This window comes from Streptomyces sp. NPDC054866 (genome assembly GCF_053610745.1).
The window spans coordinates 1,897,231-1,909,072 of sequence record NZ_JBSGZA010000001.1 but is presented as its reverse complement, the minus strand read 5'-3'; the positions used below and the strand labels follow the sequence as shown (position 1 = coordinate 1,909,072).

The following is an 11,842-nucleotide window of genomic DNA, read 5'->3' as shown; positions in this document are numbered from 1 at the left end:
CTCACATCCCCCAGCGCTCGCGGTACCGGCGCGCGAATTCCTCCGCGTACTGGTCCGGGCGCGAGCTCTGGGTGTCCGTGGTCTCCAGGACCTCGTCGTCGGCGACGTAGAAAAGCCCGCGTCCGATCCTCAACTGGCCGTCGGTGACCGGCGCGTAGACCTGCCAGCCACAGTCCACCCGGTCGGCCACGAGGTCCGCGGCCCGGTAGTCGGGGCTGTCCAGGTCGTGGGCGAGCATGTAGCGCCTCACGATCGCGATCGCCTGGTGACGTGGCAACTGCGGCAGGTCGGTGCGGTGCACGACCCCCGCCATCACCAACTGGTGGTACGCGCCGTCGAGGTCGGCGTCCTCGCCGCCCCCGAAGACTTCGGCCAGCATGCCGCGCTCGGCGAAGCCCCCTTCGGCGGCCTGGACCAGGCGCAGCGCGGCCGTCTCGGTGTCCGGCGTGACGCGCCGGGGCAGCTTCGACACGATCCCGGCGACGGTCGCGCTGGTCCAGACCCCGGGAATCGCCGTCGCGATCTCCTCCGCTTTCAGCGATTCGCCCCGCATCCAGCGCCCGCTCTCCCACCAGTAGCAGAAGGACAGCAGACCGACCTGGCTCCGTTCGTTGAGCAGCGGATCGGCAACCCATGGCGGCGCCCCCGCGAACAGCTCGGGGTGCGGCGCGTCGCCGCGGTAGGCATCGGCCAGGCTGGGCGGGTCCCAGATGCCGCCGGAGAGGACGGCCCGGCCGCCCGCGAGCATCCACAGTGACGACCCGCCGCGCTTCGAGCCCTCGAACCGTGCGTGGGAGGGTTCCATCCGCGGCCCCCATACGGAACCCGCGGCGACGAACGCCGCCGACAGGACGGCCCAGCGCGCCCAGGTCTCGGTGAGGCCGGGCAGTTCGTTCGGCGAGACACTTTGGGCGGACCGTGCACCGTGTGTGTCGCCCGGCATCGCGGCCTTGCGCGGGCTGCGCGTCTGTCTGCCGCCGTGGCTGACGAATGCGGACAGCCAAGTGGGGAGTTTCTCCGCCGACCAGTCGAAGGCTTCGAGGTCGGCCCGGTAGTCCTCGGGGGCGAACAGGTGCTCGTCGGGGAACGGCTCGTCGCCATAGTCGAAGTCCACTGCGTCGACGCTGCCGTCGACGCACAGGTCGAGCGTCATACGCCACCACGGCCCGCGCGGCAGCCGGGCGGTGGTCCGGCGCAGCTCGCGGGCCAGGCGCAGCGCGTCGGGGCCCGGCGCGCCCTTGGTGGAGGCCCGGTCGGTCGAGTGGAGGACGTGTGAGGCCTCGGATCGCAGCGTCAGGGCGAACACCGCGGTGATCCGCCGGCAGTCGGACGGAGCTTCGCCGATGAGACACTCGGCCAGGCGCCGGGTCTGCCGGTCGGCGAGGGCGAGGACTGCCGGATCAGCTGTGGGCTCGGGGATGAGCACGTGGCTCAAGTCGGCGTCGGGCCCGGGGCTCATGTCGGCGTCGGGCCCGGGGAATGTCTCGTGAAAGGCCTCTGAGAAAGAGGCGCCGCCGCCCGTCATAGTGGCCATGCCTTTCGCAGCTTGTCGATCAGCGTGTCGGGGCCGAGGGCCCGCTTGAGCTGGAACAGGTAGCCGACGGGCGACTCCTGCGCGATCTCGCGGCGTTTGCGGCGCCATTGGAGGGGCGCGCCGACGATGCAGCCTGCGACCACGGCGGGGACGGTCAGCGCCGGGGTGACGCCGACCGCGTTCGCCGCCACCGCGGCCACCGGCGGGAGGGCCACCGACCTGACATTGGCCAAGGCCCGGGCGGTTTCGAGGCCGGCGCTGCGCATGCAGTCGTCCAGGTCGTCGAGCCGTGTCCGGACCGCGCGGTCGACTTCGGTGTGCAAGTACTCCTGGTAGAGCCCCGCGTCCCGCACGTCTTCGATGGCGGCGAGCCGCTCGACCTGTTCGGCCGTGAACTCCCGGAACCCGTCCAGCTCGGCCCCGAACTCGACGCGGATGTCGAGGATCTTCTCGATCGGGACGTTCCGCAGATCTGCGGGGATCACCGTTTCGAACGCCAGGAACGCGAACGCCTCCTCCAGCGTCGGCCGCGCCGCGGAAGCCTCTGCGGAGAGGTCGTCCAGGAGCACCGACGCGAGCCGCTCGAAGGTCCAGCCGGACATGGCAGCGTGCGGCAGCGTCTGGTCGGTGATCGGGTGCAGGCAGTTCTCGGCGGCTATCTGCTCGGCCAGCGCGAGCATGTAGACGGTCGCCAACTGGGGGTGCATCGCCGCCCAGATCCCGCCGCGGCCCTGGCGGATGATCGCGAGCCCCTGGTCGACGGCCGAGTCGAGGAGGTGCCGGCTGATGCGGCTGGTGTGGACGTACCCGAAGCGCGGGTTGAGCCAGGTCGGGTCGTCCTCATCCGACTCCTCGCCGCGCGCTGAGCGCACACCCGCGTTGCCGAATCCGGCGTCGGCGACCGGTAGGCCCCAGGTCTCGATCCGGTCGAGGCCGAAGCGGTCCCTGAGGGTGGCGCCGTGTTCGTGGAGCAGTTCCAGGAACGGCTCGGCGACTTCGGCGGCGGCCCATACAGGCGGTTCGAGGTCGAACAGCCAGCGCGCGGCGTGGAGTTCCTGCGCGGCGGGCGAGTCCTGGAGCGGGTAACCCGGCGGCCGGATCCGGGCCATCTTGGGCCAGTACAGGGCGGCGTACTTGAGCCAGTCATCGTCGCGGACGTGGATGTGCGGGTAGTAGAGGGCGAACCGGTCCATCAGGCATTCCCTTCGCGTCGCGCCTCGTCGAGGTGCCGCAGAGCATGGGCCGCCTGCTCGTGGTCGCCCGTCGACCGGTAGAGCCTCGCGGCTTCGGTCGCGTACGGCACCGCCCGCTGGTACTGGCGCAGATGGTCGACCAGGATGCAGGAGATGTTCAGCACCGCCAGCGCCCGGAACGCGGTCTGGCCCGCACTGCGCGCTCTTTCCGCGTTGGATTCAAAGATCTGAATCGCGCTCTCGTACGCTTTGAGCTGCCACTCGCAGATGCCCGTGAGGATGCGGCACCGCAATTCCTGTTCGACATCCCCGAGTTCGGCGAAGAGCGCGCCCGCCCGGACGTGGACACGCAGCGCGTCGGCGAAGCCACGCCGTTCGCAGAGTCCGACTCCGAGTCGCAGCAGCGCCGTCGCCGTCGCGCTGCGCTGGGCCGCGGGCCCGCTGATCGCGGCGGCCCGCAACAGCGGTTCGATCGCGTCGTTCAGGCGACCCTTGTCGATCATTGAGGTCCCGAGGTCGAGTAATGCTTCGCCCTCGGATCGGTTCTGCGGTATCACGGCCCTCCACAGTGATCGGGAATCCGTCTGACGACCCTGCCATACCTCGGAAGCACTTGGGGCTCAGAGCGCCCTTCAGGCACAACTCCGCCGGGAGCCATCATCGTTGACGCGCGACCGCGCCCGCCGCGCGTCACCCGTAGGCGCGGATGCGGACGCCATGGCGGGTGCGCATCCGGTGGAGTTCCCACAGGGCCACCGCGGTCACCGACAACGGGCCGCCGAGGATCGCGCACCACTGCACGGCCGGCGGCCCGTGCGGCAGACCCCCTTCGAGCGCGACGCTGAAGAGCATCAGCTCCCAGACGAGTACGACGGTGAGCGCGGCCGGCAGAGCGGCGTGCACGTTGGACGTGTTGAAGGCATAGCGGGCGGCGTAAGCCGAGGCGAAGAGAAGGAACGGCAGCAGCCAGACGAGACCGATGAGCAGCCCGAGCGCGATGAGGCCGTTCACGAGCGTGCCGTGGTTCTGCTTGAGCACCAGAGCGCTGCCCGCCAGTACGAGTGCGACACCCACCAGGATGCCGACGTACCAGGCCACGGCCTTGAGCGGCGCACGCAGCCGGGAGCGGAGCACGCGCCGTTGCGCGGCGGGCGCGTAGCGGATGAAGCCGAGGACGACCAGTGGCCCGGTGAAGATGAGCAGCAGCGGGGCGAGGATCAGCTTCACGACGCCGTCGTTGGCGACCCCGCTCCAGCCGTCGTCCGCTCCATAGGTGTAGACGAGGAGGAAGCTGGCGGCCGCACCGGCGATCGCACGGCCCAGCTGCACCTTCGACACGAGCGGATCCGCGACGCGCCCCGCACCGGGCTGGTTGAAGATCGCCTCGGCGCGGCGGCGGGCGGAACGGATGAACGGGATGAGCGGCGAGACGAAGAAGAGCGCGCACCCCGAACGCCTCCGCCGGACGGGCTGCGGCGGGAGCGGATACGGCTGCGGGTGTGGGTGGGGGTGCGGCGGCGGATACGGACCGGGTTGCGGCGGGCCGTACGGATTCGGGGCGCCGCCCTGAGGCCCGTACGGATTCGGGCCGCCGCCCTGAGGCTGACCGTTCGCCGGTCCCCAGCCCTGATAGCCCCCGTGTGCCACGTTTTCCCCCGCCTCCTGCGCCGCTTCTGAGCGCGCGCAGTTTACTGGCCGGAAGCGGGCAGGTGTCACCAGGGCTGAAGCCCGGAAGCGGGAACGCATGGCAGGCGTTCCCGCTTCCGGGCTTCCGGCTCTGTCTGTGGGCCGTCCCTCGGGCCTAGGCGACCCGCTGCTCGTACCCCACGAGCCGTACGCACACGGCGAGCCCCGCGATGGCCTGCTCCAGCTCGGCGAGGCTCGGGTAGCTGGGCGCGATGCGGATGGTGGAGTCGCGCGGGTCGTCGCCGTAGGGGTGGGTGGCGCCGGCCGGGGTCAGCACGATGCCCGCCTCCGCGGCACGGCGTACGACCTCCTTGGCGCCACCATCGGTCAGTTCGAGCGTGACGAAGTAGCCGCCCTTGGGGTCGGTCCAGCGGGCGAGGCCGGTGCCGCCGAGCTCCGCCTCCAGGATCCGGGCCACCGCCTCGAACTTCGGCTGGAGCAGGGCGCGCTGGCGCTCCATGTGGGCCCGCACACCGTCGGCGTCCCGCAGGAACATCACGTGCCGCAGCTGGTTGATCTTGTCCGGGCCGATCGACCGCTTGGCGTTGTTGGCGAGCAGCCACTTCAGGTTCGCGGGCGACGAGCCGAAGAACGCGACGCCCGCACCCGCGGCGGTGATCTTCGAGGTGGAGCCGAAGACGAAGACACGGTCCGCGTTGCCCGCGTCCGCGCAGGCAGTGAGCAGGTCGGCGATCTCGACGGGCTCATCGGTGAGGTGGTGGGCGGCGTACGCGTTGTCCCAGAAGATCCGGAAGTCAGGCGCGGCGGTCTGCATCGAGGCGAGGCGGGCGACGGTCTCGTCACTGTAGGAGACGCCGTCGGGGTTGCTGTACTTCGGGACGCACCAGATGCCCTTGACCTTCGGGTTCTCGGCGACGAGCCGCTCCACGACGTCCATGTCCGGGCCCTCTGCGGTCATCGGCACCGGGATCATGTCGATCCCGAACCGCTCACAGAGCCCGAAGTGCCGGTCGTAACCCGGAACCGGGCACAGGAACGCGATCCGCTCCTGGTCCACCCAGCGCGACTCGGCCCCCGGAACCACGCTCAGCAGCGCGTGCACCAGGCAGTCGTGCATCAGCTCGAGGCTGGAGTTGCCGAGCGCGAGGAGCTGCCCCGCGGGCACCTGGAGCACGTCCGCGAAGATCTCCCGGAGCTCCACCAGACCCTGCAGACCGCCGTAATTGCGTACGTCCGTGCCGTCGGCGGAGGTGTGCCGCCCGCCCGGCAGGCTCAGCAGGTCCTCGGAGAGGTCGAGCTGCTCCGGCGCCGGCTTGCCGCGCGTGAGGTCGAGCGAGAGCCCGCGTCCTGCGAGGTCCTGATAGTCCTGGCGGGCCCGCTCAAGGAGCCCGGTCACGGCGTCGGGGCTCAGCTCGGTGGTCATGGGTGTGTCCTTACGTTGTCGGCGCCGCCCGGGCCTGTGAGCTGCCCGGGCCTGCGACGGAGGTATCGGCACTGCCCGCCGAGGATACAAAGCGATGGCCTGCCCGTGCCTCGGCAGGTGGCGCTCGTCACTCTCCGCGGAGATCGTCACTCGCCGAGGAGACCGTCGCGGTCCATGCCGCGGCCCATGCTGTGGCCGTGCTCACATCAGCTGACGAGTTCGGCGGCCTTGGTCATCGGGCCGCCGGCGTCGCCAGTGTTCAGCGTCCCCGCAGGCTCGAAGAGCAGGATGGCGGTCTCCTCGTCCGCCACCGGGCAGTGTTCGACACCGCGCGGAACCACGAACAGCTCCCCCGGCGCCAGGGTCACCTCGCCGCCCCTGAGCTGGATGGTCAGCTGTCCGCTGATCACCAGGAACAGTTCGTCGGTGTCCTCGTGGCTGTGCCAGACGAACTCTCCGTGCAGCTTGGCCAGCTTGACCTCGTAGTCATTGAGGGTGGCCACCGTCTTCTGCGACCACAGTTCGCTGAAGCCCGCGAGCCTGTCGGCGATGTTGACGGGGGCGGGCTTCGTGGACGTGCCGTGTTCGTTCCTCATGGCCATGAGCCTGCCGCGACCGGACCCGGCCGGTCTTGTACGTTCCTGGCATGAACGAAGAGCGGCCCCGCACGTCCATCAGCGCTTGGCGGCCGTCGGTTCCGGGGATCGCCGAGGTCTTCCACGCGCACTTCACCGACCACGCGTATCCGGCTCACACCCACGACACCTGGGACCTGATGATCCTCGACGACGGGGCGGTCGACTTCGCGCTCGACCGCCGCCGCCATGACGCGACCGGCACCGCCAACGTTCTCCTGCTGCCTCCGGGCGTGCCCCACGACGGACGGACGGTCACAGCCTCGGGCTTCCGCAAGCGCGTGCTCTACCTCGATGACTCGGTGCTCCCCCAGCGGTTGGCCGGCGGCGCGGTGGACGGTCCGGTCCTCGAAGACGCCTTGCTGCGCCATCGGATCCACCAACTCCACGCTTCCCTCGGCCACATGGGAGACGAGTTCGAAGCCGAGTCGCGCCTTTCCTTCATACGCGAGCGGCTCCACGTCCACCTCGACGCGCTGCGGCCCCGCGCACCGGGCCTCGAAGCCAACCGTCTCGCGGCCGCGCTGCGCGAACTCCTGGACTCCCGGACCGCCACCGGTCTCCCGCTGCAAGAGGCCGCCGACACCCTGCACGCGCACCCCACCCACCTGATCCGCTGCTTCCGGAAGACCTACGGCCTGCCGCCGCACGCCTACCTCACGGGCAAGCGCATCGACCAGGCACGCCACCTGCTGCTCGACGGTCGTCGCCCCGCCGAGGTCGCGGCCGCCGTGGGATTCCACGACCAGGCCCATCTGAACCGGCACTTCACACGCCACGTGGGCACGACGCCCGGACGCTATGGGCGGGGACGGGCGCGGGGCGGGGGCTAGCCCCCGTACGCATCGACCAGGTGACCTGATGCCCTGTCACCACCCGTGCTCCTAGCGTCTACTCCGTCGATCATGTCGATCCCGTCGATTCCGTCGATCCCGTCGATTCCGACTCAGGCGATCCCAAGGAGCACGATGCGCGGCGTCATCCCCTCACTCGCGATAGGCCTGAGCCTGGCCGGGCTGCTCGCCGGAGCCGTGCCGTCGACGGCGACTTCTTCCCGGGCTCCGCGCCCGATCCCGGTCTACGAACAGCAGCGGCCGGCCTGGGGGCCCTGCTCGAAGGCGCAGACGGAGCTGAACGCCGCAGGGGCGGAGTGCGCGAAGGTGAAGGTCCCCCTCGACTACTCCGATCCCGGCGGCCGCACCCTCCAGATCGCCGTCTCCCGTATCAAGGCCAAGTCCTCGTCCCACCGCCGCGGCATCCTGCTGTCCAATCCCGGCGGCCCCGGCGGAAGCGGCCTTGCCAACACCCTTGCTTTGCGGCCCGCGTTGAAGAAGGTGGCGGACCGGTACGACCTCATCGGGTTCGACCCGCGGTTCCTCGGCGAGAGTGCCCCGATCACCTGCGCACCGCCCAAGTCGCCGTCCCCGCCCGGCCCTTCGACATCACCGCGTGCGGACTTCGACGCGTCGGTGCGGGCGGCGCGGGACACCGCGCGGCGCTGCCAGGAGCACGGCGACAACGCGGAACTGCTGCCGCACGCGTCCTCCCGCAACGTGGCCCGGGACATGGACGTGATCAGGGCCGCCCTCGGCGAACGGAAGCTCTCCTACCATGGCATCTCCTACGGCGCCGACCTGGGCGCCGTCTACACCCAGATGTTCCCCCGCCGCACCGACCGCATGGTCATCGACTCCTCCACGGACCCTGCGGCCACCCAGTACGAACTCTTCCAGAGCTCCGGCGAACCGGCCGAGGAAGCACTGGACGAATGGGCCGCCTGGACCGCCCGCCACCACGACACGTACCGGCTTGGCCGCACGGCCTCCCACGTACGGATGAGCGTCGAGCGGCTCCTCGCGCAGGCCGAGCGTCAGCCGGTCAGCGTCGACGGGCAACGCCTCAACGCCCCTGTCCTGCGGCTGCTGTTGAAGCAGCCGATCCAGCACACGGAGAACGATCCGACGCTGGCCGCGATCGTCCGCGACCTGGTCGACGCCGCGGCGGGGAAGCCGGTCTCGCCGGGCCCCGAGCTCGCCGCGATGCTGGAGCTGCTCGCTTCGCCCGACCTGGCGGACAGCATGGTGGGCGGGGCGCTCTTCATGTGCGGTGACGGCGGCTGGCCTGCCGGCGGCTGGCCGAAGGACCCGGAGACGTACTGGAAGAACAGTGTGCGCAGCCGCGCCGGACAGCCCGTGTTCGGCCCCTACGTCAACGGCATGATCGCCCCGTGTGCGTTCTGGGCCGGTGAGCCCCGCGAACCGGGCACGGCCATCGCCAACGACGTACCCGTACTGATGCTCCAGGCGCGCCACGACAACAACGTCCCCTACGACGGGGCCCTGGCCCTGCACCGCAAGCTGAGCGGCTCCCGCCTGGTCACCGCGGACATCCGCTCCCACGGCGTGTACGGCCGCGGACTCGAAGGCCTGAGCCCCGTCCCCTGCGCCGACGGCACGGTCAACAACTACCTGCGCACGGGCGACCTTCCCGCCCACGACATCACGTGCGCTCGCCGGTAGGCCGTCCGAAACCGTCGGAGTAGAGCTGTGGGCCCTGATCCCCCAGCCCGGAACAGGGCGGCAACAGCATGCGCCCACGATCGCTCACGCACCCGTCGTCATGACATGTACCTCGGTCTCCTTCTGTGCCCGACGCCCGCTCTCGCCTACCATCGGTCGGACATGGCCACACGGGAGACGCGACTCCAGGGCGGTGCGGTGCGCACGGTCCTGTTCGCCATGGCCTTCCTCTTCCTCGTCCCCTCACTCGGGCCCGACGGTCCGGCGAGCACCGACGTCGTGACGGTCACCGAAGAGCGTGGCGCAGCCGCCGTCACCTCCTTCGGCCCGTACGCCGAGCGCGCGGCCGACAGCCGTGACAGTGGCCGTGACCGGGCCCGCGACGGCAGCCGTGGCTGTCACGAGGGCGAGAACAGGGCCCCGCGCGGGGCGTTGCCCGCTCCCGAGCGGACCAGTTCGCCCGCCTTCGAGGCGATGCCATCGCCGTACGAGCCGCGGGACGAGGCCCCCGCGCTGCCCGGCGCCTCTCCCCCGGACGCGACGTCCGTCGACCTCTACAGAACCCAGGTCATCAGAACGTAGACGGGATCTCTCCGCCCGCACCCCGCCGACAGAACCGGTCGGCACCACCGCACCACCCTCACCGATCAACAGGAGAGATCCGCATGCCCCTTTCCACTTCCACCAGCACACACACGGCCGCTCTCCGCGGCACCAACTCGACGCTCACCCCCGCGCAGTACGGCGGTGACATCGGCCTCCTTCTGCTGCGCTGCGCGGTCGGTCTGACCATGGCCGTCCACGGCAGCCAGAAGCTCTTCGGCTGGTTCAACGGCGCCGGTCTCGACAGCACCGCGGGGTTCTTCGCGAGCGACGGCTACTCCGCCCCGAAGACCATGGCCATGGTCGCCGGTCTGACCGAGACGCTCTGCGGCCTCGGTCTCGCCATCGGTCTGCTCACCCCGCTCGCCGGGGCGGGCATCCTCGGGATCATGATCAACGCCATCGCCATGAAGTGGGGCAACGGCTTCTTCAGCCCCTCCGGCATCGAGTACGAACTGGTCCTGCTCACAGCTGCCGTGAGCCTGGCGCTTGCGGGCCCCGGCAGGTTCGCCGTCGACCATCTCCTGCCCGTCCCGCGCACGCACCGACTCTCCCACGGCATCACCGCCGTGGCTCTCGGCGCGCTCTCGGCCGCGGTCGTCCTGCTGACCCTGCACAACTGACCCACAGAGCGTCGTACTTCCCCGCCGGGCCGGGCCCGGCCCGGCTGGGGGGCGAAACTCCCTGGCACGTAGGGAAGTTCAGCTGTGCCCCTTCGAGCCGGATGAGTGCCCAAGGGGTTAGGGTTCCGCGTCGTGGAGTGGACGACCTTGGTCAGCACGGTGGTTGGCGCCGGGATCGCCACGGCATCCGCGGCCGTGCTGGAGCGCCAGAGAGGGCGCAGGGAGCGGGCTGATCGTGGAGCCGATGTCCGGCGGGAGCTGTACGGCTCGTACCTGGCAAGCCTGTCGCACGCCCGGCATGCGTGCGGGGTGATCGTGCGCAGTGACAAACTGGAGGGCGCGGGCCGGCTTGCCGCGGCTCGGGAGGCGTTCGAGCCGTGCATCGCTCTGCGCTATCAGGTTGCCGTGGTGGCGCCTGCGGTGGTGGTCCTTGCCTCGGAGAGGGCGTTTCGCTCGCTTCGGGATTTGCGCGATGTGGCTGCGGGCGGCGGGCGGGCGGACGGCGAGAGTTATCTGGCGGGGCGTGACCGGTACGCCGACGACTTGATCGCGCTGCGCGAGTCGATGCGGGGCGACATGCGGGGCGGCAGTTCCGTTTGATGCTCGCTCCGTGCTCCACGTACCCCCGGGGGCGCCCGCGCGATCTCGGACAGTAGCGTGCAGCCTGGGTCCGGCGGCTACCGGCCCATTTGGACTGAGCCAAGGAAGAGGCCGGGAAGCAGAGCCGTGGTCGATCAGCAGTACACCCCCACCACCCGTGTCGTGGCCCCCTCGCAGGTGCGCAGAGTGTCCGCGGCCGTCGTCGACGCGCTCGTCGCTCTGGTGTGTGGCCTCGCGGCCGGAGCCGCGGCCGGTGTGAAGGTGAGTGACGGCGTGGTCGAACTCCGGCCGCAGTCCCCCACGGTGTGGGGCCTTGCGCTCGGCGTGGCCGTCGGAGTGTCCTTCGTCAACCACGTCCTGCTCACGCAGGCGGCCAGGGCCAGCCTGGGAAAGGTGATCTCGGGACTGCGTGTGGTCCGCGCGTCCGACGGGCGACGTCCCGGCCTCGTCCGGCTCATCGGGCGTTGGCTGTTCGGCTTCTACTGGATGGTCGTCTTCGTCCCTGTTCATCTGGCGACGGACAGCGATGTGGAGCAGCAGGACGCGGTGGGGGTGCGTGTGGAGCGCCGGGCGATCCGTGCTTGATACGGCAGCGGCGAGGGTCAGGCGCCCGCTCCCCGGTACAGGCCCCGGCGTTCGGCTGCCCTGATGGCCCGGTGGTCCATGCCGACGTCCCTGCGGTTGTCGGTGGCAAGGATCAGCTCGCCCGGGGAGTTGGCCAGGCCCACGGTGCGCCGCACGCGGGCGCCGGGGCGCAGATCGCCCACCGTCTGCCGGACGGTGGGCAGTGTGGTGATCGTGCGCAGCAACTCCTCGTCGAGCGCTCTGTCCTGCGGAGCGATCAGAGAGACGCGTGCGACATGTTGCCGGGGCAAGGGACGTGTCGGTAAGCGGGAGCTTCCCCGGCGCCATCCTCCTGATGACCGCCCTCTACGTCTGGGCCGACGTGGGGGGGCCCCCCCCCGCCGGGGGGGGGGGGGGGGGGCCCGCCCGGGCCCCCCGCACGCCGCGGCCGGGGGGTTTTTTCAAAAAAAACGACCCCCCGAGGGGGAGGTAGATCGTGTG

The 11,842-nt window shown here is 70.6% G+C and carries 13 protein-coding genes; 6 read left to right on the top strand and 7 right to left on the bottom strand.

Going from position 1 to position 11,842, the window contains the following annotated elements:
• Position 1: 1 nt before the first annotated feature.
• The 6 genes from ACWGI2_RS08290 to ACWGI2_RS08265 all read right to left on the bottom strand — a co-directional run bounded on the left by ACWGI2_RS08290 (position 2) and on the right by ACWGI2_RS08265 (position 6,393).
• Positions 2–1,459 carry a hypothetical protein gene (locus ACWGI2_RS08290; protein WP_453694551.1) on the bottom strand — a complete coding sequence of 486 codons (1,458 nt, stop codon included), beginning with the start codon at positions 1,457–1,459 and terminating at the stop codon, positions 2–4.
• Positions 1,460–1,521: 62 nt separating this feature from the next.
• Complete coding sequence (locus ACWGI2_RS08285; protein WP_453694550.1) at positions 1,522–2,727, bottom strand: DUF6236 family protein; 1,206 nt, start codon at positions 2,725–2,727, stop codon at positions 1,522–1,524.
• Positions 2,727–3,230: a hypothetical protein gene (locus tag ACWGI2_RS08280; protein WP_453694549.1), complete on the bottom strand. Its 504-nt coding sequence runs from the start codon at positions 3,228–3,230 to the stop codon at positions 2,727–2,729. The genes ACWGI2_RS08285 and ACWGI2_RS08280 overlap by 1 nt, the downstream gene beginning before the upstream one ends.
• Positions 3,231–3,417: 187 nt before the next feature.
• Positions 3,418–4,374: a hypothetical protein gene (locus ACWGI2_RS08275; protein ID WP_453694548.1), complete on the bottom strand. Its 957-nt coding sequence runs from the start codon at positions 4,372–4,374 to the stop codon at positions 3,418–3,420.
• A 154-nt stretch (positions 4,375–4,528) separates the two neighbouring features.
• Positions 4,529–5,797: an aminotransferase gene (locus ACWGI2_RS08270; RefSeq protein ID WP_453694547.1), complete on the bottom strand. Its 1,269-nt coding sequence runs from the start codon at positions 5,795–5,797 to the stop codon at positions 4,529–4,531.
• Positions 5,798–6,003: 206 nt separating this feature from the next.
• The gene (locus tag ACWGI2_RS08265) at positions 6,004–6,393 is read right to left on the bottom strand and encodes a cupin domain-containing protein (protein WP_453694546.1); all 390 of its coding nucleotides are present in this window, start codon (positions 6,391–6,393) and stop codon (positions 6,004–6,006) included.
• Between the two features lie 50 nt (positions 6,394–6,443).
• Between ACWGI2_RS08265 and ACWGI2_RS08260 the strand changes: the two genes are divergently transcribed.
• The 6 genes from ACWGI2_RS08260 to ACWGI2_RS08235 all read left to right on the top strand — a co-directional run bounded on the left by ACWGI2_RS08260 (position 6,444) and on the right by ACWGI2_RS08235 (position 11,362).
• A complete protein-coding gene (locus ACWGI2_RS08260) occupies positions 6,444–7,265 on the top strand; it encodes an AraC family transcriptional regulator (RefSeq protein ID WP_453694545.1) in 822 nt (273 codons plus the stop codon).
• Between the two features lie 135 nt (positions 7,266–7,400).
• A complete protein-coding gene (locus tag ACWGI2_RS08255) occupies positions 7,401–8,951 on the top strand; it encodes an alpha/beta hydrolase (protein ID WP_453694544.1) in 1,551 nt (516 codons plus the stop codon).
• A gap of 162 nt (positions 8,952–9,113) precedes the next feature.
• Positions 9,114–9,533: a hypothetical protein gene (locus ACWGI2_RS08250; RefSeq protein ID WP_453398901.1), complete on the top strand. Its 420-nt coding sequence runs from the start codon at positions 9,114–9,116 to the stop codon at positions 9,531–9,533.
• A gap of 83 nt (positions 9,534–9,616) precedes the next feature.
• A complete protein-coding gene (locus tag ACWGI2_RS08245; RefSeq protein WP_453694543.1) occupies positions 9,617–10,177 on the top strand; it encodes a DoxX family protein in 561 nt (186 codons plus the stop codon).
• A 132-nt stretch (positions 10,178–10,309) separates the two neighbouring features.
• Positions 10,310–10,777, top strand: a complete 468-nt coding sequence (locus ACWGI2_RS08240; RefSeq protein WP_453694542.1) for a hypothetical protein — start codon at positions 10,310–10,312, stop codon at positions 10,775–10,777.
• A 126-nt stretch (positions 10,778–10,903) separates the two neighbouring features.
• Positions 10,904–11,362, top strand: coding sequence for an RDD family protein (locus ACWGI2_RS08235; protein WP_453694541.1), 459 nt, complete (start codon positions 10,904–10,906; stop codon positions 11,360–11,362).
• Positions 11,363–11,379: 17 nt separating this feature from the next.
• Here the strand turns inward: ACWGI2_RS08235 and ACWGI2_RS08230 are convergent, their stop codons facing one another.
• Positions 11,380–11,652, bottom strand: coding sequence for a hypothetical protein (locus ACWGI2_RS08230; protein ID WP_453694540.1), 273 nt, complete (start codon positions 11,650–11,652; stop codon positions 11,380–11,382).
• Positions 11,653–11,842: the final 190 nt, after the last annotated feature.

What these genes read in the sequence shown, in the direction of transcription:
- ACWGI2_RS08290 (WP_453694551.1), bottom strand. Translation starts at nt 1,459, where the DNA reads ATGAGCCCCGGGCCCGACGCCGACTTGAGCCACGTGCTCATCCCCGAG.
- ACWGI2_RS08285 (WP_453694550.1), bottom strand. Translation starts at nt 2,727, where the DNA reads ATGGACCGGTTCGCCCTCTACTACCCGCACATCCACGTCCGCGACGAT.
- ACWGI2_RS08280 (WP_453694549.1), bottom strand. Translation starts at nt 3,230, where the DNA reads ATGATCGACAAGGGTCGCCTGAACGACGCGATCGAACCGCTGTTGCGG.
- ACWGI2_RS08270 (WP_453694547.1), bottom strand. Translation starts at nt 5,797, where the DNA reads ATGACCACCGAGCTGAGCCCCGACGCCGTGACCGGGCTCCTTGAGCGG.
- ACWGI2_RS08265 (WP_453694546.1), bottom strand. Translation starts at nt 6,393, where the DNA reads ATGAGGAACGAACACGGCACGTCCACGAAGCCCGCCCCCGTCAACATC.
- ACWGI2_RS08260 (WP_453694545.1), top strand. Translation starts at nt 6,444, where the DNA reads ATGAACGAAGAGCGGCCCCGCACGTCCATCAGCGCTTGGCGGCCGTCG.
- ACWGI2_RS08255 (WP_453694544.1), top strand. Translation starts at nt 7,401, where the DNA reads ATGCGCGGCGTCATCCCCTCACTCGCGATAGGCCTGAGCCTGGCCGGG.
- ACWGI2_RS08250 (WP_453398901.1), top strand. Translation starts at nt 9,114, where the DNA reads ATGGCCACACGGGAGACGCGACTCCAGGGCGGTGCGGTGCGCACGGTC.
- ACWGI2_RS08245 (WP_453694543.1), top strand. Translation starts at nt 9,617, where the DNA reads ATGCCCCTTTCCACTTCCACCAGCACACACACGGCCGCTCTCCGCGGC.